This is a genomic window from Pedobacter sp. JY14-1, from assembly GCF_029269825.1.
In the GTDB taxonomy this organism is placed as follows: Bacteria; Bacteroidota; Bacteroidia; order Sphingobacteriales; family Sphingobacteriaceae; genus Pedobacter.
Genome location: NZ_JARJHU010000008.1, coordinates 54061 through 78230, shown reverse-complemented (window position 1 = coordinate 78230; position 24170 = coordinate 54061). Strand labels below are relative to the sequence as shown.

General features: G+C 48.8%; 24 protein-coding genes. 9 read left to right on the top strand and 15 right to left on the bottom strand.

What is annotated here, in order from left to right:
* Nucleotides 1-20 precede the first annotated feature (20 nt).
* Nucleotides 21-1340: a sorbosone dehydrogenase family protein gene (locus tag P2W84_RS13980; RefSeq protein ID WP_276090769.1), complete on the bottom strand. Its 1320-nt coding sequence runs from the start codon at nt 1338-1340 to the stop codon at nt 21-23.
* 100 nt (nt 1341-1440) lie between these two features.
* Nucleotides 1441-2139: an arylesterase gene (locus P2W84_RS13975; RefSeq protein ID WP_276090768.1), complete on the bottom strand. Its 699-nt coding sequence runs from the start codon at nt 2137-2139 to the stop codon at nt 1441-1443.
* A gap of 57 nt (nt 2140-2196) precedes the next feature.
* Between P2W84_RS13975 and P2W84_RS13970 the strand changes: the two genes are divergently transcribed.
* The 3 genes from P2W84_RS13970 (at nt 2197) to P2W84_RS13960 (ending at nt 5974) form a co-directional block, all read left to right on the top strand.
* A complete protein-coding gene (locus tag P2W84_RS13970) occupies nt 2197-2892 on the top strand; it encodes an ABC transporter ATP-binding protein (RefSeq protein ID WP_276090767.1) in 696 nt (231 codons plus the stop codon).
* A 17-nt stretch (nt 2893-2909) separates the two neighbouring features.
* Nucleotides 2910-5465 (top strand): FtsX-like permease family protein, encoded by a 2556-nt coding sequence (locus P2W84_RS13965; protein ID WP_276090766.1) that lies wholly within the window; start codon nt 2910-2912, stop codon nt 5463-5465.
* A gap of 218 nt (nt 5466-5683) precedes the next feature.
* Nucleotides 5684-5974: a hypothetical protein gene (locus tag P2W84_RS13960; RefSeq protein WP_276090765.1), complete on the top strand. Its 291-nt coding sequence runs from the start codon at nt 5684-5686 to the stop codon at nt 5972-5974.
* Here the strand turns inward: P2W84_RS13960 and P2W84_RS13955 are convergent.
* Genes P2W84_RS13955 through P2W84_RS13945 form a run of 3 tightly spaced genes read right to left on the bottom strand, consistent with a single transcriptional unit; the run spans nt 5961 to nt 8682 of the window.
* On the bottom strand, nt 5961-6644 hold the full coding sequence (locus P2W84_RS13955; protein ID WP_276090764.1) for a hypothetical protein: 684 nt from the start codon (nt 6642-6644) through the stop codon (nt 5961-5963). The genes P2W84_RS13960 and P2W84_RS13955 overlap by 14 nt on opposite strands.
* Nucleotides 6645-6669: 25 nt before the next feature.
* Entirely contained in the window at nt 6670-7791 is a 1122-nt protein-coding gene (locus P2W84_RS13950) for a hypothetical protein (RefSeq protein ID WP_276090763.1), read from the bottom strand.
* A gap of 9 nt (nt 7792-7800) precedes the next feature.
* Nucleotides 7801-8682, bottom strand: coding sequence for a c-type cytochrome (locus P2W84_RS13945; protein WP_276090762.1), 882 nt, complete (start codon nt 8680-8682; stop codon nt 7801-7803).
* A gap of 184 nt (nt 8683-8866) precedes the next feature.
* Between P2W84_RS13945 and P2W84_RS13940 the strand changes: the two genes are divergently transcribed.
* Nucleotides 8867-9499, top strand: a complete 633-nt coding sequence (locus P2W84_RS13940; RefSeq protein ID WP_276090761.1) for a response regulator transcription factor — start codon at nt 8867-8869, stop codon at nt 9497-9499.
* Nucleotides 9500-9580: 81 nt separating this feature from the next.
* Entirely contained in the window at nt 9581-10150 is a 570-nt protein-coding gene (locus P2W84_RS13935) for a sigma-70 family RNA polymerase sigma factor (protein ID WP_276090760.1), read from the top strand.
* A 17-nt stretch (nt 10151-10167) separates the two neighbouring features.
* On the opposite strand, the gene cdaA is transcribed toward P2W84_RS13935, so the two are convergent.
* Nucleotides 10168-10959: a diadenylate cyclase CdaA gene (gene cdaA, locus P2W84_RS13930; RefSeq protein WP_276090759.1), complete on the bottom strand. Its 792-nt coding sequence runs from the start codon at nt 10957-10959 to the stop codon at nt 10168-10170.
* Between the two features lie 16 nt (nt 10960-10975).
* Complete coding sequence (gene folP, locus P2W84_RS13925; RefSeq protein WP_276090758.1) at nt 10976-11836, bottom strand: dihydropteroate synthase; 861 nt, start codon at nt 11834-11836, stop codon at nt 10976-10978.
* Nucleotides 11837-11897: 61 nt separating this feature from the next.
* Between folP and P2W84_RS13920 the strand changes: the two genes are divergently transcribed.
* From P2W84_RS13920 to P2W84_RS13905, 4 genes are read left to right on the top strand one after another with little or no spacing between them, the layout of a single operon-like run.
* Nucleotides 11898-12440 (top strand): DUF1599 domain-containing protein, encoded by a 543-nt coding sequence (locus tag P2W84_RS13920; protein ID WP_276090757.1) that lies wholly within the window; start codon nt 11898-11900, stop codon nt 12438-12440.
* Between the two features lies 1 nt (nt 12441).
* The gene (locus P2W84_RS13915; RefSeq protein WP_276090756.1) at nt 12442-13593 is read left to right on the top strand and encodes a BT_3928 family protein; all 1152 of its coding nucleotides are present in this window, start codon (nt 12442-12444) and stop codon (nt 13591-13593) included.
* A 5-nt stretch (nt 13594-13598) separates the two neighbouring features.
* Nucleotides 13599-14654, top strand: a complete 1056-nt coding sequence (locus P2W84_RS13910; RefSeq protein WP_276090755.1) for an ABC transporter permease — start codon at nt 13599-13601, stop codon at nt 14652-14654.
* A 1-nt stretch (nt 14655) separates the two neighbouring features.
* Nucleotides 14656-15228, top strand: coding sequence for a shikimate kinase (locus tag P2W84_RS13905; RefSeq protein WP_276090754.1), 573 nt, complete (start codon nt 14656-14658; stop codon nt 15226-15228).
* On the opposite strand, the gene P2W84_RS13900 is transcribed toward P2W84_RS13905, so the two are convergent.
* The 8 genes from P2W84_RS13900 to P2W84_RS13865 all read right to left on the bottom strand — a co-directional run bounded on the left by P2W84_RS13900 (nt 15118) and on the right by P2W84_RS13865 (nt 24150).
* Nucleotides 15118-15567 carry a DoxX family protein gene (locus P2W84_RS13900; RefSeq protein WP_276090753.1) on the bottom strand — a complete coding sequence of 150 codons (450 nt, stop codon included), beginning with the start codon at nt 15565-15567 and terminating at the stop codon, nt 15118-15120. The genes P2W84_RS13905 and P2W84_RS13900 overlap by 111 nt on opposite strands.
* 77 nt (nt 15568-15644) lie before the next feature.
* On the bottom strand, nt 15645-16430 hold the full coding sequence (gene truA, locus P2W84_RS13895; protein WP_276090752.1) for a tRNA pseudouridine(38-40) synthase TruA: 786 nt from the start codon (nt 16428-16430) through the stop codon (nt 15645-15647).
* Nucleotide 16431: 1 nt separating this feature from the next.
* Entirely contained in the window at nt 16432-18393 is a 1962-nt protein-coding gene (locus P2W84_RS13890; protein ID WP_276090751.1) for a family 20 glycosylhydrolase, read from the bottom strand.
* Between the two features lie 48 nt (nt 18394-18441).
* Nucleotides 18442-19851 carry a D-alanyl-D-alanine carboxypeptidase/D-alanyl-D-alanine-endopeptidase gene (gene dacB / locus P2W84_RS13885; RefSeq protein ID WP_276090750.1) on the bottom strand — a complete coding sequence of 470 codons (1410 nt, stop codon included), beginning with the start codon at nt 19849-19851 and terminating at the stop codon, nt 18442-18444.
* A gap of 99 nt (nt 19852-19950) precedes the next feature.
* On the bottom strand, nt 19951-20943 hold the full coding sequence (locus P2W84_RS13880) for an aspartate-semialdehyde dehydrogenase (protein WP_276090749.1): 993 nt from the start codon (nt 20941-20943) through the stop codon (nt 19951-19953).
* Nucleotides 20944-21111: 168 nt separating this feature from the next.
* The gene (locus P2W84_RS13875; protein ID WP_276090748.1) at nt 21112-21990 is read right to left on the bottom strand and encodes a sugar phosphate isomerase/epimerase; all 879 of its coding nucleotides are present in this window, start codon (nt 21988-21990) and stop codon (nt 21112-21114) included.
* Between the two features lie 11 nt (nt 21991-22001).
* Nucleotides 22002-22898 carry a TIM barrel protein gene (locus P2W84_RS13870; protein ID WP_276090747.1) on the bottom strand — a complete coding sequence of 299 codons (897 nt, stop codon included), beginning with the start codon at nt 22896-22898 and terminating at the stop codon, nt 22002-22004.
* 10 nt (nt 22899-22908) lie between these two features.
* On the bottom strand, nt 22909-24150 hold the full coding sequence (locus P2W84_RS13865; RefSeq protein ID WP_276090746.1) for a nucleoside permease: 1242 nt from the start codon (nt 24148-24150) through the stop codon (nt 22909-22911).
* Nucleotides 24151-24170 lie beyond the last annotated feature (20 nt).

Here is a 24170-nt window from a genome sequence, read left to right as displayed (position 1 = left end):
AAAATTATCTTACATCATCATTACTTCGCAGCAACCCGCCATACCATACCGCTGACATCATCAGCGACAAGCAAAGCGCCGTCTGGGGCTACTGCTACACCAACCGGACGGCCATATACTTCGCCTTTGTCCAGGTCGGCAATGAAGCCCGTCAGGAAGTCTTCAGGTTTACCGGAAGGACTGTTATTGCTGAAGGGTACGAAGGCAACTTTGTAACCGGAAAGTTCGGACCGGTTCCAGGAGCCGTGCTGACCAATGAAGGCTCCATTGCGGTATTTTCCGGGAAATATGTCGCTGTTGTAAAAAGTAAGTCCCAGAGAAGCAGTATGTGCACCAGTAGCAACATCGGGAACGATGGCCCTGGCCACCAGGTCTGGCTTTTGTCCTTTCATGCGCGGATCTTCATGCTGACCATAATAAGCGTAGGGCCAGCCATAGAAACCACCTTTCTTTACGCTGGTGATGTAATCAGGAACGAGGTCATCACCCAGTCCGTCACGTTCATTGACAGCTGTCCAAAGCGTATTGGTGCCGGGTGCCCAGGCCATACCAACCGGATTGCGCAACCCGCTTGCATAAATGATCTCTCCTGAGCCGTCTGGATTCACTTCCAGGATGTTGGCACGGCGTACTTCGTTCTCCATCCCGTTTTCGCCATTGTTGCTGCCGGAACCTACGGCAATATATATTTTGGAATTGTCGGCACTGGCAATCAGGTTTCGGGTCCAGTGGTTGTTATAGCCCCCGGCAGGAAGGTCGAGTATTTTCTTGCCTGGTGCAGTAATGCGGGTATCGCCAGCCTTATAGGGGTACTGCCATAGCCCGTCGGTATTGGCTACGTAAAAGGAGTTTCCTATAATTAAGACACCGAACGGCTGATTAAGGCCGCTGAGGAAATTGGTTTTTACTTCCGGTATGCCGTCTTTGTTGGCATCGCGCAGGAGAACAACGGTATTGGCGCTTTCCCCGGTGACTTCAGATTTAGACTTGCCGGTAATGGCCCCGGCTACTTTTTCCTTTAATGATCTTTCTGAGTTGGAAAGGACAACGAAAATATCGCCATTCGGGGCGATATAAATATTACGTGGGCTTTTCAGGTTTTCAGCGAACCTGGCAACGGTGAAACCCGCAGGTGCAACAGGAGTTTTGCCGGAAGGCCAGCCAATGACTTTGCTGAATTTTGTCTTTGCGGCATTGGTGTCCGGTTCGGGAAGCTTAACCATACCGGTGACAGAAGTGTCTTTGCCTGTAGTATCAGTTAAAGTGTCCTGTTTTTTTGAAGGGCTGTTGCAGGCTGCGGTAAATACAATGACTGCCGCTGCGAGTATCTTTGTTTTCATGGCAAAAAATTAGCTGTTGTCATATTGTTCATTGATGATAACACCTAAGCCACCGGGTTGTTTTCGCTGATGGCCTGCACCCTGGCTGCCGCGGTCAGGCTTAGAGCAGTCCCTTCAACGCGCTCCAGACATTTTCGGCCAGCACTTTCTGTCCTTCGGCTGTAGGATGTATGCCATCCTGCTGATTGAGCTTGGGCACACCCCCTACGCCCTCAAGCAGGAAGGGGACATAGGTCATCTGGTTCTTCGTCGCCAGGTCACTGAAGATCTGTTTGAACTCGCTGGTATATCTTGCCCCCATATTGGGCGGCATCTGCATGCCGAGCATAACCAGTTTAGCCTCCGGATATTTTTTTCTCACTTTGTCGATGACTGCCTGGAGATTGATCGAAGTTTGTTTTACGGACAGCCCGCGCAAACCATCATTGGCGCCAAGTTCGAGCACAAAGATGCTGACAGGTTGTTTGAGGAGCCATTCGATGCGGGCTTTTCCCGCCGCAGAGGTCTCGCCGCTAAGGCCTCCGTTAATCACTCTGTAGGGCAGATGTAACGCGTCTATCTTTTCCTGGATGAGGGATGGATAGGCTTGAGCGGGGTCGTCCAGGCCATAGCCTGCTGTAAGGCTGGTACCGAAGAACAGGATGTTCCTGGTTTGTGATGCCGGTGTTGCTGTCGCAGGCTTCGTCTCATTGCCGGAACCGGTCAATCTTTCGGCCCGGGTTTCTTTTTTCTCGTTGTTTCCGCATCCTGCAAAAGTTGCCGACAGGAGCAATAGGGTGATCATTTTCTTTCGTAACATAACTGTAATCAATAGTTCTAAGGTAAGGATTTGGCCCGATATATGATTTCACCAGGCATGTCTTATTATACACCAGAACAACAAAACACGGCTGCCATCCTTGAGTTGCGGCAGGTAAACAAAATCTATAAAAGTGCCGGCAGGGAGCTGCAGGTATTAAAGGACATAGACTTTTCCGTATCCAGGGGTGACACGGTAGCCATTACGGGGCCTTCGGGAAGTGGAAAGACGACCTTGCTGGGAATATGTGCAGGCCTGGACAGGGCGAGTGCCGGGAGTGTCATACTGAACGGTATCCTCCTTGACGGACTCAGTGAAGATGAAAGGGCAAGGTTAAGGAACGATTACGTAGGCTTTATCTTTCAGAATTTTCAGCTGATGCCTACGTTGACGGCTTTAGAGAACGTGATGGTGCCCATGGAACTGAGACACCGGAAAGGAGCCAGGACAAGGGCGCTGGAACTGTTGGAAAAAGTAGGTTTGGCTGAACGGGCGGATCATTACCCGGTACAGCTTTCAGGCGGAGAGCAACAACGGGTATCGTTGGCCAGGGCCTTTTCTAACCAGCCAGCGCTGCTCTTTGCAGATGAACCTACAGGAAATTTGGATGAGGAAACCGGGGAGCGGATCGAAGCTATGTTGTTTGAACTGAACCGGGAAGCGGGAACTACACTGGTCATCGTCACACATGACCCTGAACTGGCTTCGAAGACATCGAGGGTCATACGGATGAAAGGTGGCAGAATACAATGATGGCGTGGTTGTTTAAAATGGCATGGCGGGACAGCAGGCGAAACCTGGGCCGGTTGTTCCTGTTTATCGCTGCAGTGGTGATGGGGATAGCAGCACTGGTCGCAGTAACTGCCTTTCGCGATAACCTGAGCCGGGATATCGATACTCAGGCTATGGAGCTAACGGGCGCAGACCTGGTGCTGGACGGTAATTCGCCACCGGGTAAAGGCACAAACGCACTGATGGATACCCTGGGCGAGGAACGTTCCTTTGAACGGAGCTTTGCCTCCATGATTTATTTTGTAAAGGATGGTGGCAGCAGGCTGGTGCAGGTAAGGGCGCTGCAAGGCAACTATCCTTATTATGGGGCAATTGAAACAACTCCGGCAAAGGCGGCAAAGGAGTTCAGGGATTCATCGCGCAGCGCATTGGTAGACCAGACGCTGATGCTGCAATATGGTGCTCAGGTTGGCGATTCGATAAAAGTAGGTGCATTGAATTTCCTGATCAGGGGTGCGCTGCACAAGGTGCCGGGACAGACGGGGATTTCTTCGACTGTGGCTCCCGTAGTATATATTCCTTTGCAGTTCCTGGAAGAAACCGGTCTGACGAAGATCGGTAGCCGGATTAAATACCGATATTATATCAAGTTTGCCAACCCTTCACAGGTAGCTGCGGTGGTAAAAAGGTTGGAAAAGGATCTGGACAAATATGGGCTTGATGCGGAAACGGTGGCTTCAAGAAAGGAGGATACGGGCCGGTCTTTCCGTGATGTGAACCGGTTCATGTCACTTTCGGGTTTTGTGGCCCTGCTGCTGGGCTGTATCGGTGTAGGCAGCGCGGTGCATGTATACATCAGAGAAAAACTGGAGAGTATTGCTACGTTGCGGTGTATGGGATTAAAGGCCAGGCAGGCCTTTTGGATATTTATGATACAGATTGGGGTTATCGGGCTGACAGGTGCCATTTTGGGTTGCCTGCTGGGGACAGGGTTGCAATATCTGCTTCCATATGTATTGAAGGACTTACTGCCGGTTGAGATGAACATGCGTCTGAGCTGGCCGGCTATAGGGCAGGGACTTGCCCTGGGCCTGCTCGTTTCCATATTGTTTTCCCTGCCTTCTTTGCTGATGGTGAGGCATGTTTCACCGCTGAACGCGATGAGGATCTCGTTTGAGCCTGCGCAGCGCCGCCGGGACCCGCTGCTATGGCTGGTTTACCTGCTCATATTATTATTTATCCTGGGCTTTACTGCTTTGCAGATAGGGGGATGGCAGGAAGCCGGAATTTTTACCGGAAGTATTGTTGTCGCTTTTTTACTGTTATATGGGCTTTCCAGGCTGTTGACGTGGTTGTTACGGCGCTTGCTACCTGAGCGTACCGGTTACCTGTGGCGGCAGGGCTTTGCTAATTTATACCGTCCGCAAAACCAGACGATGGTACTGATGGTGTCTGTTGGTTTATCGGCAGCATTTATCGGATTGTTGTTCTTTGTACAGCAGGTGCTGATCAAAAGAGTGACGATAGCAGGTGGTCCGGATCAGCCGAACACGGTATTGTTTGATATACAGACGGAGCAGCGTGATGCGGTAGCAGCGCTAACGAGGAAGTATAAGCTGCCGGTGTTGAGCCAGGTGCCGGTGATTACCGTCAGGATTGATGAGATCAACGGAGTGCGGGCAAGTAATCTGGCGAAGGCGGATAGTGTAGCAGTTGAAAAGCACACCAGGCTAAAAGCTGCTCCCGGAGCACCGAAGCAGGAAGGCGGAGGTCGCCGCGGCGGTTTTCAGGAACCTCCTGGCAGGGCCTTCAACGGTGAATTGCGGGTTACATTTCAGCGGAAGCTTACCTCGGCAGAAAAAGTATTACGGGGAGTGTGGCGCGGAGACGCGGATGACGGCAGGATCCGGGTATCGCTGGAGGAAAATTATGCCCGCCGCATCCATGTAGATGTGGGTGACAGCATCGTGTTTAACGTACAGGGAGTCATGATCGGTACGGTTGTAGGTAGTATCAGAGAAGTGAACTGGGCCAGGATGCAGACAAATTTCCGCGTAGTGTTTCCGACCGGGGTGCTTGAAGAAGCACCTCAGTTTCATGTGTTGATGACCAGAGTACCTGATAGCAAGGTTTCTGCGGCTTTTCAGGCAGATGTGGTGCGTACATTTCCGAATGTTTCGGTGATTGACCTGAAATTGGTACTCCGTGTGCTGGATGAGTTACTTGGAAAGATCGGTTTTGTCATCCGTTTTATGGCGGGATTTAGTATGGTGACGGGCTGGATCGTACTGGTATCTGCTGTCTTGGTCAGCCATGCACAGCGCAACCGGGAGCAAATGTTATTGACGACGTTAGGGGCCAGTCGTCGTCAGTTGCTGGTTATTACGGCAGTGGAATATTTTTTCCTGGGCATGGTGGCGACAGGTGCAGGTATGATGCTGGCGGTTACCGGGGCCTGGGGGCTTTCCAGGTACGTATTTCAGGCGGGGTTTGAGCCGTCTCCGCTGGCCATAAGTGGCTTTTTCATGGTCATTTCTGCCATTGTGATGCTCACAGGGATATTGAGTGGAGGCAGGACCTGGAAGCGAAAATAGATTGATTAAAGAGGCATTTGAAAATATTCTTATTTTTTCCGGTTGTTACACAATAATATTTCTGCACCAGCGTCTTATATCCGAGAGCGTTAATTTAGATAGGCGGGCGTGGTCGGAATGACCATTCCCGCTTTTTTAATGATCGCATATTTCGATCAGTCTCTGTCAAACCTTAATCTTCCGGCGTTGTTATAAGACTGTATCAAAACCTTACAGCTATGAAAACAGAAGAAACAGAATTTGAAAACAGCAACCCTGATCCGGGGTTTGAAGGAACTGGCGGGGACAATGCGCTGAAAGGCCGGGAAGACAAAAGAGAACATGATATAGACGTCAACCTGAGCATTAAGGAAATGCGCGAAGGAAAGACAAGGCATGATGAAACCCCTGAAGAAGCAGAGGGCAAGGGTAATCCGCAGGCGCGTGAACATGCAGACGAAAGCCATGACGATGCGCTCAATTATCAAAATGACCGCGAACACGGATCATTCAATCCTAAGAATATTTAGTACGTTGTTGCAGCTCCCGATAGCGGAACAATGCGATATCAGCAAAACAATATTTTTTTTTTGAAGGCCACTTGCTGAGCGAATACATGGCTTTCTTGCTGTAATACTGTATATGTGCCGCAGATCTGTACCAACCGGAATTATATCCGGAGGCAATGAAGCTGAGCACATGGGTATTTCCAGCCTTTTTCAGATAGGCTTTGTGCCTGGACCTCATGCATTGTACCATGCCAATGACATACCTGATCTGCCAGTTGGTGCTTTCAAGACGGCTGATGCGCTGGTACCGGTTGCTTGCGTTATCTGTTGTATCATCAGACTTGAAGCCAAGTTGGGTGGCTAGTTGTGCATAATTACCTTCCCATAGGAATTGTTCTACTGAGTAGGCAAATGAGGGCTTCATTTGAAAGCGGCCAATGGAAAAGTCTGCATAACGGATACCCAGGGTAGTGTATAGGCTGATGAGCGAACTGGTCTCCACTGCATCGTAGACTTTGTGATAACGCATAAGTTCAGGAAAAACGATGCTCTCGATAAGCCGCCAGTCTTCCCCGTATTGCCGGGCGATTTGTATCAGTTGCGGTCTGATGCCTTCTGCGTAGCGTTCGGCACTGGTATAGCTGTCGTCGAAAATCCGGCGGTAGTTTAGTGCATGGGCCTGAATGCCCATGCACAGTATTAGGTAGAGTAGGGTCTTACAGGTCTTTTTTACAAGCATATACCTGCTGATTTTGGATGGCTATCCAGTGGACAGCAGTTTTGTCTCCGATCCGGGAAATAGTAGGCATGATGGCTCCCGCAATCCTGGTGCCGTCTGTGAAGGAGAGTTCGCCACGCTCAAACCAGGCACATGAGGTTTCACTGCCAATAAACAGCTTTCCGTCTCCGTTGAAGTTTTCGCTGTATCTGATAACTTCCTTGCCATTAATGAATACTGCATGCCGGCTCCGGGAGACCTGGATGAAACGTCCCTTGTCGTCGAGGTAGCTTTCCTGAGCCTGTACTTCCTGAAATGGACCTAGTGTACGGCCGTCGGTACAGATGAGGTAAAAGTCGTCATTTGCGACATACTTGAATTTTTCTTCATCCGTCTTGGCATTGTATTGTGTTGCCGTTACTTTGGCGGCGGCGAACTCGTCATTTTCAGCAATAATAAGCTCACCACCGGTCATGGGCAGCTTACGTTTTCCCTTGTCGCTGATAAGACTGGTGGTCATATTGTTGTTCTCCAGGTTCATCGCTACCCCATAGAATTTCTTTTTTTCTTTGTTGTGATAGAAACTTGCAAGCGCCATGTAATTTCCCTGGTTTTTGCCGTCTACAGTGAGTACGCCTGCTCTTACATACGGCTGCCAGTCCGTTTTCTTTTCTTCGGACCTGTCACTGTCTTCTTTATGGGGCCAGCCGTCCAGCTGATTTACGGGTGCGGTTTTGAACGGTCCGGTTTTTTGATCGTTCTCATAAAGATAAAATTCCCTGTTCTTTTTAGTGATGACCTTAACCGCAGAAGTTCCGTTGGTTACTTTGAGGCTGTGTTCGTTATAACAGAAACTTTCGCCGCTTTCAAGTTTGAACAGGGCACTGCCATATTGCTGTATCCCGGCACTGGCAGGAGCCTGTGTTCCTGAAACGTTTGTGGCCGGTGCTGGCATATCGCTTTCCCGGGTTGTAGCTTGTTCCTGGTTTTCTTCCTCTTCTCCGGAGGTATTTTTCTTAATGGCTTGCTGTGCCTTTTGTTTTAGCTTGTTCAGGAACTGGGCCTGACCGGGGGCTGTTGCTGCAAGCAAAAGCCCGCTTAGTAGAAGTATTTTTTTCATTGTGCTTGATTATAGGTCAGACCTGAGGAACTGATATAGTGCATTGATCTCTTCATCTGTATAATGTGCGGTCATTTTCCAGGGCATATCTTCGTTTTTCAACTGTTTGCCGGACGGGGTTTTGCCGGTGCGCAACACCATACGAAACTGGTCTTCCGTCCACTTGCCGGGATTACCCGAAGCAGTAATATTGGGTACCGGAGGCCCGCCGGGAATAAATGCCGGTCCGCCTTTAAAATCGGAACGGTGACATCCTGAACAGGAAACTGCCAGATACATACCCGTCTCGACAAGTGTCTGTGGCATTTCGTTGGACACTTTTGCTGCCTTTTGATGATCGATCATTTCTACTGAAAGCAAGGGAATTTTATTGAAGTTGGTAAGTATTTTGCCCAGGGGTCCCAAATGGTTCGGTGGCAGTTTATTGTCTGCAGGAGCTACCGACCGGCAATACGCGATGATGGCTGCGATATCCTGATCGGTAAGCTGAGTAGATTCATGAGACGGCATGAGGAGCAGCGGCTTCCCATTTGTACCTATCCCGTGTTTGAGTGCAGTTATCCAGTCTTCCACGGTATAATCCGGGCCAAGCCCGCCTTTGCCGGAAGTCAGATTGGCAGCGCTTAACTTTCCCATAGGGAAGTCGTTGATCATGATTTTCCCGCCAAGATTATCTCCGTGGCAGTCGTTACATCCTTTGATCATGACCAGGTGCTTTCCTCTGGCAACAGTTGCACTGTCGGTACTGATAGCTATACTTCTTTTGCTGAAGCTGTATGTCCTGTTGACTCTCTTGCCTACTTTATAAGAGATGAAGCCAAAACCTGCCGCGAGCAGGATTACTAATGAAAGAAGGGCGATACCCGCCCATTTAAGGATTTTTCCAAACATATACTTTGCGTTTATCGGATATATCAGAAGACTGGAAACGAGGCGAAAGGTTACAGCCGAAAACGCCGGATCAGCCTAAATCACATGATTATGCGATAGGCCGCACTTCTGCTATTCGCGAGTTTTGTATTATGAAGGATCACTTTTTTAACCTTATATTCATGAGTAACGAATAAAAGGGCATATGATAAAGGTACTCATCTATGAAGATAACCAGCAGTTGCGCGAGGGATTGGGCATACTGATTTCCGGAAGCATTGGTTTTCAGCTTACCGGGGCATTCGGGAATTGTGCGGAAGTGGAGCAGCAACTGGATGAACTAAAGCCCGATGTTGTGCTGATGGATATTGATATGCCAATGGTAAATGGTATCGAGGGGTTAAGAAAAATAAGAGCTGCGGATAGTGATGTGAGGGTGCTGATGCTGACAGTTTTTGATGACAACGAAAATGTATTCGAGGCGGTAAAGGCCGGTGCGAACGGATATCTGCTGAAAAAGACACCACCGGCCCGTTTGCTGGAATATATCGCAGACGTAATGGAAGGAGGAGCACCTATGACCTCTTCAATCGCTACCCAGGTGCTGAATATGGTAAAGTCCGGAAATAACGCGGGAACGCAGGACTTTGACCTTTCTGCCAGGGAGATGGATGTGCTGAAGCTATTGGTAAACGGCTACAGTTATAAAATGGTGGCGGCAGAACTTTTTATCTCCATTGATACGGTGCGCTCGCACATCAAAAATGTTTATGAAAAGCTGCAGGTTAACTCTAAAAGTGAGGCAGTTGCTAAGGCGTTGAAAACCAGGTTATTTTAGATAAATCCCATGAACGTGTGATTGTTGGGTTTTAAGTCGCCCGGTAATTTTGCCGGTGAAACTGACAAACCAAGAATTAACATGATAAAGCTCAATAATAAGGTTCCGGATGTGCTTCTGGAGCAATGCAAGGCGGGTGACAGACGGGCACAGGAAATGATCTACAAAGCTTTTTCGCCCAGGCTTTTTGCGGTGTGCCTTCGTTATTCATCGGACCACATGGAAGCAGAGGATCTTCTGATGATCGGCTTTACCAATATTTTCCTGAAGATAAACAGTTATACAGGTGACGGTTCTTTTGAAGGCTGGATGCGGAGTGTAGTGGTGAATGTGGCGCTTTCCAACTACAGGAAGAAGCAACGCAGGGTCAGTACAGTAAGCATGGATGACCATATTATACTTGATTATTCCACTTCTCAATACAACAAGTGTGATACGGATTACCTGACGCAAGCTTTACGTGTACTTCCGCGGCATTATCGCATCGCCTTTAATATGCACGCCGTAGAAGGTTATTCTCATAAGGAGATCAGCGAGGCACTGAATATTACTGAAACCTGTTCTAAAGTGCATGTATCCAGGGCAAGGAAGATCCTGCAGCGTACCCTGAGGGACAGTATAGCGATGGGGGCGAAGGAATTTGCGGCCTGATATTATTCCGGGCGCCTTTAAAAATCTTTATTGAGCAGCTTCTCAAGTTCGCCAAAGGATACATTCATCCTGACCCGGCCCTGCTTTGCATAGGCGATCTCACCCGTTTCTTCTGAAATGATGACGGCTACGGCATCCGTTGCCTCCGAAACACCAATGCCTGCCCTGTGGCGCAGGCCGAACTGTGGTGGAAGCTTGTCATTATCGGTGAGCGGCAGGATACAGCTGGCACTTTTGATCTTGTTTTCGGCAATGACGACTGCACCATCGTGCAGGGGGCTGTATTTCTGGAAGATACTTTCCAGTAACCGCTTAGAGATCTTTGCGTCCATGACTTCACAGCTGTTGGCGAATAACTGGTCATCATAAAACTTAACAAATACCATCAGTGCGCCGGTGCGTGATTTCTTCATGCTCTTGCAGGCATCGATAATAGGTTTGATGCGGATGAGGTTATTGCGTTCTATATTTTTACTGCCGAAAATGTAACCCCACCAGGCTTTGTTTTGTTGCAGGAAGGTATTCTTGCCAAGGAGCAGGAGGAACCTTCGGATCTCGGGCTGAAAAATAATAATGAGTGCAATGATCCCGACACTGATGAACTGATTGATGATGGTCGATAGCAGGCGCATGTGCAGCAGCTCTACCAGCCAGTGGATGATCAGGATGATGACCATTCCGAGAAAGAGGTTTACGGCGATGGTGTTCTTGATCAGGTTATAAATGTAGTAGATCAGCAGGGCGACCAGGATGATATCGACCGAATCGGTGATGGTGAGTTTGAGAAAATCGAAGTCCAGGCCTTTCATTACGCCAATTTAGGAATTAATCAGATTGCTTCAGTTTTTCTGTTAAAGTAATACATTGCCTTGCTGCTTTTACATCGTGTACACGCAGGATGCAGCTGCCTTTAGACAGGGCGATGGTATGAAGTACGGTAGTACCGTTTAATGCTTCCTCCGGCGTGGTTTCCAGTAATCTGTAGATCATGCCTTTTCGGGAAATACCCGTGAGCAGGGGCAGGCCAAAGATATGGAAGTCTTCGAGGTGCTGCATGAGCTGATAGTTTTGGTCAAGTGTTTTGGCAAACCCGAAACCAGGGTCAAGGATGATGTCGTGCACACCCGATGCGGTTAGTCTGGCAACGCGTTCGGAGAAGTAGGTGGCAATGTCGAGAACAAGGTCTTTATACTGTGTTTCCTTTTGCATGGTCTGCGGGTTGCCCCGCATGTGCATCAGGATGTACGGAGCCTTCAGGCCAGCGACGGTGTCGAACATTTTATCATCCAGGGTTCCACCGGAGATGTCGTTAATCAGGTGGGCCCCAGCCTGTATGCCTTCATAGGCGACCCTCGCCCGGAAGGTATCTACAGAAAGCAGCGCCTCAGGGAACTTTTCCCTGATGGCTGCAATAACCGGGATGAGCCGTCGAAGTTCTTCGTTCTCGCCGATGTTCGTGGCACCAGGGCGGGAAGAATAGGCACCGATGTCGAGAAAGGTGGCGCCTTCATTGAGGAAGGCTTCGGCATTGAACAGCGCCTGGTCGGTACTTTGTATCCGGCTGCCGCTGTAAAAGGAATCGGGAGTGATATTAAGTATACCCATAACTTTGGGGGTACTCAGGTCGATCAGCCTTCCGCGGGCATTTAGTGTGCGTTTTGGGTTTAAAAATGTATCTTTAGCCATTGTTTACATGCAAACTTAATGATTTGCATGGCATTCGTTCGAACTTAATACTTAAACTGACTTGGCAACTAATACTTCCCTGGAATATGATGCGGTGATCGTTGTGTGCAGATCGCTTTTTCTGAAAAAGACCAATGATTACGGTACGGCCTGGCGCATCCTTCGCCCGGCGTCGATCACGGATCAGCTCTTTATTAAGGCACAGCGGATCAGGACACTGGAAGAGAAGCAGGTGTCGCTGGTAGGTGATGGTGTCGTGCCGGAATACATCGGTATTGTGAACTATTGTGTAATTGCCATGATGCAGCTGGAACTCAGCGATGAGGATCCTTATGAACTGGACCCGCTCCGGGTAGAGGCATTATTCGACGAAAAGATCAGGGAAACCAGGGAACTGATGTTTGCCAAGAACCATGATTACGGGGAGGCCTGGCGGGAGATGCGCATCAGTTCGCTTACCGACCTGATTCTGATGAAGCTGCTAAGGGTGAAGCAGATTGAAGATAACAAAGGGGTTACCCTGGCTTCAGAGGGTGTTAATGCAAACTACCAGGATATGCTGAATTACGCTGTTTTTGCACTGATCAGATTGGGGGTAGAATAACATGAAAAAGTCTCTGGTCAATTTCTGCCGTGTTTTTGTCGGCGTTCTTTTTATCTTTTCAGGACTCATTAAGGCCAATGACCCTCTGGGTTTCGGCTATAAACTGCAAGAATATTTTGAGGTATTCCATATGCCTTTCCTCAGTAGTATGGCAACGGGGATTGCCATTGCACTTTGTGTTTTTGAGGTAGTGCTTGGGGCATTGCTGCTCTTTGGGTTTTGGCGGAAACAGGTGACATGGGGTTTGCTGCTGGTGATCGTTTTCTTTACCGGACTTACGTTTGCTTCCGCATTTTTCAAGGTAGTCACTTCATGTGGCTGTTTCGGCGATGCGATACCGCTGACGCCATGGCAATCCTTTTCTAAGGACGTTGTATTGCTGGTTATGATCATTTACCTGTTCAGGTATCGGGAACTGATCAGATCTGTCACCGGGAATGCAGGTTTGCAAAAGGGATTGTTTGTGCTCGTGTTAGTACTTTCTGTATTGTTTAGCCTGTATACTTATACCCGGTTGCCGGTGATCGATTTTCTTCCCTATAAGATCGGTGGTAATATTCCGGAATTAATGCGGATTCCGCCGGGAGCGAAGCCTGACGAATATTCGATCATCTATACGCTGAAGAATAAGGTTACGGGCGAAACTAAAACGATGGACGATAAGGATTATCTGAAAACGGAGATATGGAAGGATGAAAACTGGGAAATTACCGGCAAGCCGGAGAGCAAACTGGTAAAGAAAGGTTATCAGCCAAAGATCAGGGACCTGATGATCGCTGACGCTTCGGGCACTGATTATACAAAGGAACTGATCGAAAACCCATATTATAACCTGGTCGTAGTAGCTTACGACCTGGCGCATACCCATGAAGAGGCGATAGGTAAGCTCAATGCCATTGCGCTCAACGCTGCGGAGCAGTTCAATATCAGGACTGTATTGCTGACTTCGGGAACTGCTCAGCAGGCAAATGAATACAGCAACCGGCTGAAGTTGTTTATGGAGATCTTTTATGCGGATGCGGTGCCATTGAAGAGTATGGTCAGGGCTAACCCCGGAGTATTATTGCTGAAGAATGGGGTCATTGTCAATAAGTGGCATTACAATACCATGCCTTCCTTTGAAGAACTCTCGGAGACTTACTTTGCTAAATAAGATTTATGCTGCACTACATCATCAGGAAATCATTATATGGACTGACGGTGATGGCTGGTGTGGTTGTGGTTGTGTTTGTTCTTTTCAATATCCTGCCTGGCGATCCGGCCAGAATGACATTGGGGCAACGTTCAGATGTGCAATCTCTGGAGGCCGTCAGGAAGGAGTTTGGTCTAGACCGGTCAAGGCCAGTGCAGTTTATGCTGTATCTGAACGATCTTTCACCCATTGGGCTTCATGAGGACAGTCCGGAGGCAAGGGAAAAATACAATTATGTGAAACTGTTTCAATTGGGTAAGGAGACTGTGGCGCTGAAATGGCCCTATCTGAGGCGTTCTTACCAGACCAAAAGAGAAGTGATGACCATATTGAGGGAGACAGTACCGAATACCTTTGTGCTTGCGCTGACAGCAATGATTTTTGCTACACTGACCGGGATTTTCATGGGGGTGCTTTCTGCGGTTTACAGGAACTCCTGGATAGACCGCGCTGCGAATGCTTTCGCCATTCTCGGGATTTCTGCGCCCTCCTTCTTTGCCGGGATCATCATTGCCTGGTTTTTTGGTTTTGTACTGAGTGATTATACAGGGTTGAGTATGTCAGGTAGCCTGTATAGCTACGATCCTTTTGAAGGTGAGGTACTGACCTTGAAAAACCTGTGCTTGCCGATGCTGACATTGGGACTGCGCCCGCTCGCCATTATTGTTCAGCTGACCCGCAGCACGATGCTCGAGGTACTGGCGCAGGATTATATCCGTACAGCCCGGGCTAAAGGGCTGAGCCGGAACAGTATCATTTACAAGCACGCACTGCGAAATGCGCTGAACCCGGTGATCACCGCCATATCGGGTTGGTTCGCTTCGCTTCTGGCGGGTTCTTTCTTCGTTGAATATATATTTGGGTATAATGGGTTGGGGCGTACGACGGTGACTGCCCTGGAAATGTCGGATTTTCCGGTGGTGATGGGATCGATACTGTTCATAGCCTTTATATTTGTAGTCATTAACATACTGGTAGATATAGGATATTCCCTTATCGACCCCAGGATAAAGATAGCTTGACATGAAGATATTTCTGGTAGGGTTTATGGGCTGCGGGAAGACCACGACGGGGAAGCAACTGGCGCGTAAACTGGGTTTTGCATTTGTAGATCTGGACCATGTCGTCGAGGAGCGGACAGGAAGTACCGTCGCAGCTTACTTTGCCGCACATGGTGAATCCGGTTTCCGCGAACTGGAAAGCAAAACGCTGAAAACCTATTCCTATCCCGAAAACTGTGTAGTCGCTACGGGTGGAGGAGCGCCTTGTTTTTTTGACAATATGGATTGGATGAATGCCCACGGGCTTACCGTGTACTTCAGCCTGTCACCAAAGGCATTGGTAAAAAGACTGGAATCCGGTAAGCATACCCGTCCGCTGCTGAAAGACCTTGACGAAACGCAAATGGAATCCTTCATCCGGGAAAAGCTTTCGGAACGGTCTTTATTTTACGAAAACGCAGCCCTGATTGTGGAGGGCCTTAACCTAACGGCGGACGCCCTTTTTCATTTGCTCATCGACCGAATAGGGACCCGAGCCGACTACCCAGAACAGCACGAGCAGCAGCAGCACAATGACCGACAGCCAGAGCTCTGAATTGAGTGCCGAAAATCCATTGGCGATATTGACAAAGAATACTGCACAGAGCAGGATCGGGATCTGAATAACCACCGCAAACCTGGTGACCAGGCCGATAGCAATCAGGATGCCGCCTACTAGGTGCACAAAACCGATGATGTGCACAGCGAGGCTGGCCATCATCCCGGAAAATCCGAATACATTGTTTTGCAGCAGCAAGTCCTGAAGCGACGAGGTGTTGCTGACAATGGCGATGCCTTTGCTGAAAATAAGGATGCCGAGTGCGACACGGATAATATCCAGCCATTTGGCGTGATGATGGTCGCCCCAATGTTCAATTTTTTGAATGACAGTCATAAATGCCTCCTGTTTTATATTGGTTAGATACAATGTAACAAAAAAGTCTCAGAAAAGCAAGTGCAATTTGTTAGTCGTCAGATAATTAGGAAAGGTTGGGCAAAATCAGTCCGTGGGGGCAGGTTGAGATAAGGATAACTCACTTTAGAAAGGTAAAGGCCTTCGGGATGGGCAGGAGACAGCAACTTAGGGGTGGTCCTGCTGTTCAGGTAATGTTCAAATTCGTCTGTACTCAACCTGTGCTGTCCTACTTTGAGCAATTCACCCATGATAATGCGGATCATCTTGCCCAGGAAACGATTGGCCGAGATCTGAAACCGCATTTTCTGGCCGCTGGAATCGAAGTGTAGTTGCGCAGACATTACGTTGCAGCGGGTGTGTTCATATTTGTCCGGGCTTGTGCAAAATGCCCGGTAGTCTTTGTATTTGGGAAGCAGAGCCGCTGCCTCCTGCATTTTGCTGAAGTCCAGTTCAGGGTAAGGATAATAGGAACTGATATGATGCAGAAAGGGGTTTTTGTAGGTATGAAGGTAATAATCATAAGAACGGAGCACTGCGTCAAACCGAGCATGCCGGTGTGCTTCGACAGGAATAATATCAAAGACAGCTATAGTCGGCGGCAGTAGCTTATTGAGCCGGAACGACAGATCGTATGTCCATTCCTCCCCGATGTCCATATGGAAGAAGAACTGGCTGGCATGGACATGGGTGTCTGTGCGGCCACAACCGATAATTTCTACCGGGGTTTTCAGTGCCTCAGTCAGTTTTTGCTCTATAATTCCCTGTACGTTGAGCAGGTTTGGCTGCTTCTGCCAGCCGTTATAACGATAACCGTTATAACCTATATGTACGAAATACCTCAATTTAGCGTTTCCAGGATCTTTTGTTCAGTTCTTCAATGGGCATGACCATCATGCGGCCTACGGGGGTCTTACCTCTGTAGGTGATTACTTTCAGTGTGGTCGCATCCTTCGGCGGGGTCAGCTTTTCAGTGTACTTCGGATAGAAACGGTCCGGAAAGGAGTTGTCAAAGCTGTAGTAGATGTCCAGCCCTTCAACCTCAGTACTTAACTCAATGATCAGTTGTTTATCGGCAGAACGGCTGACGGCGAAAATAGGATCATAGACGCTGGGCGCGTATTTGGTCTCGGCGATGTCCAGGCGTTTGAAATGCTGCTCTACCCTGGCGAAGAAATTGTTCCAGTTTTTCTTCTCGGCCGGAGACCATACCGATTCGGCAATGGCCATACCTCTGGGCCAGGTCATGTACTCTGCCTGGCGGATGTTGTAAACCTGCTCTGTCCAGAGATTAGCCTGCCCGCCTTTTACATAGCGTGCATCTGCGCTTGGCGGAACCGGATCGAACTGATAGGATTTGCTTAGTCTTAATGAGGCATAGACTTTAGGTTCGGTAATTACATCGGCCTGCATATAATCGAGGTAGGCGTAGTCCGTAGGGCTCATTACCACTTCATGCTTTTTCTTTGAGGCTTCGATTCCGTACTTCATCCCGCGCCAGCTCATCACTGCTGCACTGGACGGCATGTCGCCCTCAAGTACTTCGTCCCAGGCCATGAATTTCTTGCCTTTGGATTCTACAATCTTCTGAATCCTTTTTTCAAAATAACCCTGCACCTGGTGCATGTTCTTCAGGTTTTCCTTTTGCATCAGGGCCTTTATGGCGTCGCTTTTTTGCCAGAAGTTGATGGGAGCCTCGTCACCGCCCATATGGATGTATTCAAATGGAAACAGCTGGGCAACCTGGGTAATTACTGTATCCAGGAAACTGTAGACCTTTTCATTAGCAGGGCACAGTGTGTTGTCAATCAGGGCAATGGGAGGAGCACCCCTCGACCAGTCCATGATCTGTTCTCCCGAACGCACCCGGTATTTGTCTGCACCCGGAGTGCAGGAAAGTTCGGGGTAAGAAACGATCGCCGCAAGACTGTGGCCGGGCACATCAATTTCCGGCAAGACGTTGACGAAACGTTCTGCGGCATACTGGACGATCTCTCTGATATCATCCTGCGTATAGAAGCCGCCATAGTTACGGGGCTCGTCCGGCCCTGGAGGACTGAAAAATCCAAATTCTCCGACTTTATCAACGCGCCAGGCACCGATCTCCGTCAGTTTGGGCAGGCCTTTAATCTCGATCCTCCAGCCTTCATCATCGGCCAGGTGAAGGTGGAGGATGTTGTATTTGTACCGTACCATGGCATCGATATATTGTTTAACCTCTGCTTTGGTGAAGAAATGACGGGCGACATCGAACATCAGCCCGCGCCATCCTAAACGCGGGTAATCAGTTACTTCTATACAGGGTGCCGTCCACTCGACGCCGGTCACCTCCTCTTTGCTTTCTATCTCTTTCGGAAAAAGCTGGATAAGGCTTTGGGCCCCGTAGAACAGGCCGGCTGGCTTATTGGCTTTGATCGTAATGGTGTTTGGGGTGACGGATAACTGATAGCCTTCATTGCCAAGCGTATGATTTGGTTTGTCGTTCAGGACCAGTTTGATCCCGGCTGCCGGACCGGGGCTATTTACAACTGAAACAAAACTGCCGGTAGGTATGGATAGCCTTTCCTGAAGAAACGCAGTCGTCTGTTTGAGTTCAGGCAGGGCAGGCGCCTGGATAACTAGGTTTTCAGGAAGGATGTAGTGGCCTTCGCTTTTACTGACCGATACGGGCTCGGGTATAATGGCGATTCCCGGAGCATTCGGATTGCTTGTGCCGGGATCAGCTGCTGAAGTTTCTGAAAGTGCTGTTTGTCCGGGTGATTGCAGGGACAGGAGTACGAAAATAAACAGGATTAATGTCTTTTGCATGATTGCCGCTTGAATAGGTGTGCTTTGCAAGTTATCGATTTGTTGCGCTTATTTCAACGCATCCAGCACGTTAAATAACTTTTTGTTGATGCCGGAGCCGGAATAGTTGTTGATATTGATTACGATGACATATTTTTTTCCAGAACCGGAAGTAAAATAACCGGCGAAGGCGGAAACATCATTGATGGTCCCGCTTTTCAGTTTCATTCCATTGTTTTCCGGCAACGATTCATAGTAGGCCGGAAACCAGCTTTCCTTTTGGGCGAGAAAGAGTACCTGGGCCATGGCCGCTGCAGTGACCCTTGTCGCCGGCGAAAGCCCGCTGCCATCCATGATATTCAGGGCATTTCCGGCCAGGCCCCGCCCGGCCCAGTAGCTGATCGCTGTAGCTGCCCCATTCCTCGTCGTAGCCTCCTTACCAGATTTCCAGGCCAAAGCCTTTAGCAGGGCCTCGCCATAAAGATTAATACTTTTCCGGTTGAACCAGTAAACGATACGGCCAAGGTCCGGTGAATTCAGGGTACTGATGGTCTTTGTAACGGCAGGCATCGCAGTCCCCCGGGCTTTAAGTATCCTGGCAGTTGTGGGGGGCTGGTTTGCAGCGATGCCGATACGGCGAAGGGTATCCTGCAACCGGAAAGCAGCATCAAATGCCGGGTCGGGTAAGGCTGCGGAAATACCGCTTTTCCCAATGCCCAGTGCCCAGGTTCCTCGCAGATAAGCTGTGGTAGCCAGGGGAGGTAAATAGGCATACACCTGGTCTCCGGAGCCTTCCGGTCCGGCTTTCATTTCATTGACAAACTGCAGGTACGGCATTTCAGGAACTACTTTTAATATAGAAACGCCCTGATCGGTCCTGCTGGCACGGAGATGAAGGTCAAACTGGTTCTCTCGCCAGTTCAGGGCCGAAGCACCTGCCCCGTAATAATTCCCGATATCCTGCCAGATCCAGCCGTCAGGAGTAGTTTGAGTACCCCATAAACTGTCATCGCCAATTACATTTCCTTCTATCCTTTTGATGCCGGCCTGTCTGATCGCATTGACCCATTGGTCAAGGATATATTTTTCTCTGCTGGTTTCATAGCGCCAGGATGCGAGGGTAGGATCTCCGCCGCCTATGACAATCAGGTTCCCTTTCAGGGTACCTGTATTGTCGATTGCACCCGAATAGGCAAGGTTGGTCTGAAACTTGAAATCCTGGCCCAGCAGACTGAATGCTGTTGCCGATGTAATGGTCTTCAGCGTTGAAGCCGTAGCCAGGCCTGTCTGTTCGTTTCTGGCAAACAGGGTTTCACCTGTACCTGCATCCAGTACACAGATTGCCGCTATGCCATATTTGGTCTGAGGGTCATTTTGAAAATTGGTAAAGGCCTGCTTTAGCTTTTGTACAGGTGTTTGTGCACTTGTAGTTAAACAGGTACAAAGCAGCAAGAAATGGATCGTTATTTTTTTTAGCATCGTCTTTAAAGAATCAGGTCTTCCGAAAAATAAAAACGGCCGGTGCCCCGAAATATTTCGATACACCGGCCGATTCGTATTATGGTGTTGTCTAGGACATCAGATCAGTTCCTTCTTTACGAGGTATTCGGCGATCTGTACCGCATTGGTAGCAGCACCTTTACGCAGGTTGTCTGCTACAACCCACATATTAAGCGTATTTGGCTGGGATTCGTCGCGACGTATGCGTCCAACAAAGACCTCGTCCTTTTCGTGTGCATCTTTTGGCATCGGATATTTCAGGTTGGCCGGGTCGTCTACTACGATCACCCCCTCGGTGGCCTCGAGTAGTGCCCTTACTTCCGCCAGGTCAAAATCCTGCTCAAACTCGATGTTTACCGATTCAGAATGGCCGCCCATTACCGGTATACGTACGGTAGTTGCCGTTACCCTGATGCTGTCGTCACCCATGATCTTTTTGGTCTCCAGGATCATTTTCATTTCTTCCTTGGTATAGCCATTGTCGGTGAAGACATCAATATGCGGGATCACGTTCAGGTCGATAGGGTAGGCATAGGCCATCGGGCCATCAGTTACACCTTTGCGTTCGTTCATCAGCTGGTCTACCGCTTTCACCCCGGTGCCGGTTACCGACTGATAGGTAGAAACGACTACACGTTTGATCTTGTATTTATCATGCAAAGGCTTTAGCGCAACCACCATCTGTATGGTTGAGCAGTTCGGGTTGGCAATGATCTTGTCGTCTTTACCCAGGACATCTGCATTCACCTCGGGAACTACCAGCTTTTTTGAAGGATCCATACGCCATGCTGACGAGTTGTCAATCACGGTCGTACCTGCTTCAGCAAACCTGGGGGCTTCTTTCAGCGAAGTACCACCGCCTGCCGAAAACAAAGCGATATCTGGTTTCATGGCAATTGCAGTGTTCATGCTGACCACAGCGTACTTCTTGCCCTTGAACGAAATTTCCTTGCCAACGCTCTTCTCAGAGGCTACTGGGATCAATTCGGTCAGCGGGAAGTTACGCTCTTCTAGCACTTTTAACATTACGGTACCTACCAGTCCGGTGGCACCTACTACTGCAATTTTCATGATTTAATAATTGTTGTTTACTTGTTTTTTAATATAAATTTTGTTGTACCATTTAGAGGCGCAAATATGGCGTTTTTTTCTGACACTCCGCCTAAGCGCCTTAGTATAAACGAAAAAGGGAGATGATTTGACGATCACCTCCCTTTTCTTACCGGACCCCTTCAGGTCTTATACAAGTTCGTGATCTACATAGTCAAAGCTTTTCTTAATGCTTTCAAATGGGTCGATACTGAAATTTTCCTGCTCGACAATCAGGTGTTTCAGCCCGGCCTGCTTGGCCTGCTTGTAGATTGCCTTGAAATCAATGGTGCCGGTACCTACCTCAGTATTGATGGTATTGTCCTTCTTATCCATATCCTTCACATGCCACATGGCGAAACGGCCAGGATGCTGATTGAACAGTGCAACCGGATCATTGCCCGACCGTACTACCCAGTACAGGTCCATTTCAAACTTGACCAGCTCTTTATCGGTTTCATTCAGTAATACATCATACCCTCTGCCATTTCCCTGCTGCTGGAATTCAAAATCGTGGTTGTGATAGGCCAGCTGAAGCCCAGCCTGTCTGGACAGCTCGGCCGCTTCATTCAATCTGGCGGCAATTTTCTTATAAGCATCCAGGTCTGGCCTGAGGGCTGCGTCCAGATACGGGCAGGTAAAATATTCCATTTCCAGCGTAGCAGCCCCTTCCAGCAAGGGCTTAAGTAATTCCTTGTTCCCTGTCTTAATAAATTCATCCATGCCAAAATGCCCGCTTGGCGCTTTCAGTCCATTTGCGTCCAGTAACGCTTTGAAGGATTTGGCTTCCAACCCCCAGAAACCGGCTTCTTTTGTGTAGCCATAGGTTTCTACTTCTTTATAGCCGGTCTTCGCCACTTTTTCAATGACTCCTTTTACATCCTGCGGTAAAAGTTCCCGGAGCGTATACAGCTGAATGCCTACGGCCCTGCCAGCTTTTGCAGCCGGGGAGCAGGCAAAATCAGGAAGTATGGCGAGCCCTGCTGCAGCCACCGCGGCCTGTTTGATAAAGATTCTTCTAGAATTCATAATAGCAATTTTTAAACATCACAAAGGTTTACTGCATCCTTTAACGACTTGAACTTATCTGCATTTTTCGGGATGAATTCCTGGGCCAGGTACCCCTTGAAGCCGGTAGCGATGACAGCCCGGATAATGGCGGGATAATACAGCTCCTGGTTTTCGTCAAGCTCGTTACGTCCCGGTACTCCGGCAGTATGGTAATGCGATATGTACTGGTGGTACTTCCTGATGTTCGCGATCACGTTGCCTTCATCGATCTGCATATGGTAGATGTCATAAAGCAATTTAAAATTTTCCGAACCCAGTCGTTTACAAAGTTCAGCACCCCAGGCTGTAGTGTCGCATTGATAGTCCTTATGGTCAACTTTGCTGTTCAGCAGCTCCATGACCAGTACGACACCATGCTTTTCAGCAACAGGAATTACCTTTTTCAGACCCTGTACACAATTGTTCCAGCCGGTTTCATCATCTTTTCCCCGCCGTGCACCACTAAAGCATATCAATTGCTTATACCCTGCCGCCGCAACTTTAGGGATCATTTCGGAATAGCGTTTCACCAGTTCATCGTGAAATTTGGTGTCATTCCATCCGTCATCCAGACTGATCTCTGCACCATTGCACATGGAAGAATACAGCCCATGTTTTTTTAAAGTAGCCCAGTCATTCGGGCCGACCAGGTCAATGGCTGTAATCCCGATCTTTTTGGCCTCGATACAAAGGGTGTCCAGGTCTACGCCTCCAAAGCACCAGCGGCATACCGAGTGTTTAATGTTTCCTTTCAGCATATTTGTTGTTTTGGCTTCTGCTTCTGCGGCTACTGAACCCAAAGCAGGTAAGGCCGAAGATACGCCAATTGCAGCGGTACCCGCCACGATGTTTTTTATTGCAGTTCTCCTGCTCAGTTCTGGTTTCATATAAACGGGTCTATATATTGATGGCGTCTTCGCTGATTTTTTTCTTATCATTGAAGAAGACCGCAAAGATCAGGAACACCGCGAACGCGATTCCGGAAGGAATGATCCATACCATTTTCCAGTCATAGGCACCTTCACCCAGTTTATAGGCATCAGTGATCTTACCGGCAACTTCAAAGCCGATCAGCATGCCTACGCCATAAGTCGCCAGCGTGATGAGCCCCTGGGCCGCACTCTTGTACTTTTCACCTGCCGCAGCATTGGTATAGATCTGGCCCGAAACGAAGAAAAAGTCGTAGCAGATGCCATGCAACGCAATGCCGATGATGAGCATAAAGCTCAGTTCACCAGCGTTTCCATAGGCAAATAAGGCATAACGGATGCCCCAGGCCAGCATGCCGACAAGGATCGTTTTCTTAAAGCCGAAACGACTGAAGAACACAGGTAGCAGCAGGAGGAACAAGACCTCCGAGATTTGTCCGATGGTCATTTTCCCGGTAGGGTTGTCCAGACCTACATTGGAAAGGAAAGGGTGCGCGTTTTGGTAATAGAAGGCGAGCGGGATACAGATCAGGATCGAGGAAATAAAGAAAATTGCAAAATTTTTATCCTTCAGCAGTTTGAGCGCGTCAAGCCCGAGGATCTCAGATACCTTAACCTGTTCGCCGGAACTTCCTTTAGGCGGTGTCTTAGGCAATATAAAGCTGAAAAGACCGAGAACCAGTGAGGCTGCGCCAGCCATAGCGAAGGTATTTTTCAGTGCGCCCGCTGTTGTCGCCTCAGGGGTATCCCAATGAAAGATATAACTGATGATGAGCCCCGCAGCGATCCAGCCGATGGTACCGAAAACACGTATGGTCGAAAATTCCTTCTCAGGGTCTTTCATCTGGTTAAATGAAACCGAATTGACCAGGGCCAGGGTAGGCATGAACAGGATCATATAACCCAGTACATATGGATAGAATGTAGAAATATCTGTCGAATTGTACATCTGGTACATCAGGAACGCACCGATCAGGTGCAACACGCCAAGTATCCGCTCTGCATTAAAAAAACGGTCAGCGATCAGGCCGATAATAAAAGGGGCAATGATCGCTCCCCAGGATTGGGTAGAAAATACAGAGCCCGTTTCGGCCCCGGTTGCTTTCAGGTTGGCACCCAGAAAGGTCCCTAAAGTTACAAACCATGCGCCCCAGATGAAAAACTCCAGGAACATCATAAGTGACAATTTGATGCGGTTGTTTGAGTTCATTATTATTCGTCTCTCTCTCT

Excerpts from the sequence above, each read along its gene's own strand:
- P2W84_RS13980 (WP_276090769.1), bottom strand. The coding sequence starts at position 1,340 with ATGAAAACAAAGATACTCGCAGCGGCAGTCATTGTATTTACCGCAGCC.
- P2W84_RS13975 (WP_276090768.1), bottom strand. The coding sequence starts at position 2,139 with ATGTTACGAAAGAAAATGATCACCCTATTGCTCCTGTCGGCAACTTTT.
- P2W84_RS13970 (WP_276090767.1), top strand. The coding sequence starts at position 2,197 with ATGTCTTATTATACACCAGAACAACAAAACACGGCTGCCATCCTTGAG.
- P2W84_RS13965 (WP_276090766.1), top strand. The coding sequence starts at position 2,910 with ATGGCATGGCGGGACAGCAGGCGAAACCTGGGCCGGTTGTTCCTGTTT.
- P2W84_RS13960 (WP_276090765.1), top strand. The coding sequence starts at position 5,684 with ATGAAAACAGAAGAAACAGAATTTGAAAACAGCAACCCTGATCCGGGG.
- P2W84_RS13955 (WP_276090764.1), bottom strand. The coding sequence starts at position 6,644 with ATGGGCATTCAGGCCCATGCACTAAACTACCGCCGGATTTTCGACGAC.
- P2W84_RS13950 (WP_276090763.1), bottom strand. The coding sequence starts at position 7,791 with ATGAAAAAAATACTTCTACTAAGCGGGCTTTTGCTTGCAGCAACAGCC.
- P2W84_RS13945 (WP_276090762.1), bottom strand. The coding sequence starts at position 8,682 with ATGTTTGGAAAAATCCTTAAATGGGCGGGTATCGCCCTTCTTTCATTA.
- P2W84_RS13940 (WP_276090761.1), top strand. The coding sequence starts at position 8,867 with ATGATAAAGGTACTCATCTATGAAGATAACCAGCAGTTGCGCGAGGGA.
- P2W84_RS13935 (WP_276090760.1), top strand. The coding sequence starts at position 9,581 with ATGATAAAGCTCAATAATAAGGTTCCGGATGTGCTTCTGGAGCAATGC.
- cdaA (WP_276090759.1), bottom strand. The coding sequence starts at position 10,959 with ATGAAAGGCCTGGACTTCGATTTTCTCAAACTCACCATCACCGATTCG.
- folP (WP_276090758.1), bottom strand. The coding sequence starts at position 11,836 with ATGGCTAAAGATACATTTTTAAACCCAAAACGCACACTAAATGCCCGC.
- P2W84_RS13915 (WP_276090756.1), top strand. The coding sequence starts at position 12,442 with ATGAAAAAGTCTCTGGTCAATTTCTGCCGTGTTTTTGTCGGCGTTCTT.
- P2W84_RS13910 (WP_276090755.1), top strand. The coding sequence starts at position 13,599 with ATGCTGCACTACATCATCAGGAAATCATTATATGGACTGACGGTGATG.
- P2W84_RS13905 (WP_276090754.1), top strand. The coding sequence starts at position 14,656 with ATGAAGATATTTCTGGTAGGGTTTATGGGCTGCGGGAAGACCACGACG.
- P2W84_RS13900 (WP_276090753.1), bottom strand. The coding sequence starts at position 15,567 with ATGACTGTCATTCAAAAAATTGAACATTGGGGCGACCATCATCACGCC.
- P2W84_RS13890 (WP_276090751.1), bottom strand. The coding sequence starts at position 18,393 with ATGCAAAAGACATTAATCCTGTTTATTTTCGTACTCCTGTCCCTGCAA.
- dacB (WP_276090750.1), bottom strand. The coding sequence starts at position 19,851 with ATGCTAAAAAAAATAACGATCCATTTCTTGCTGCTTTGTACCTGTTTA.
- P2W84_RS13880 (WP_276090749.1), bottom strand. The coding sequence starts at position 20,943 with ATGAAAATTGCAGTAGTAGGTGCCACCGGACTGGTAGGTACCGTAATG.
- P2W84_RS13875 (WP_276090748.1), bottom strand. The coding sequence starts at position 21,990 with ATGAATTCTAGAAGAATCTTTATCAAACAGGCCGCGGTGGCTGCAGCA.
- P2W84_RS13870 (WP_276090747.1), bottom strand. The coding sequence starts at position 22,898 with ATGAAACCAGAACTGAGCAGGAGAACTGCAATAAAAAACATCGTGGCG.
- P2W84_RS13865 (WP_276090746.1), bottom strand. The coding sequence starts at position 24,150 with ATGAACTCAAACAACCGCATCAAATTGTCACTTATGATGTTCCTGGAG.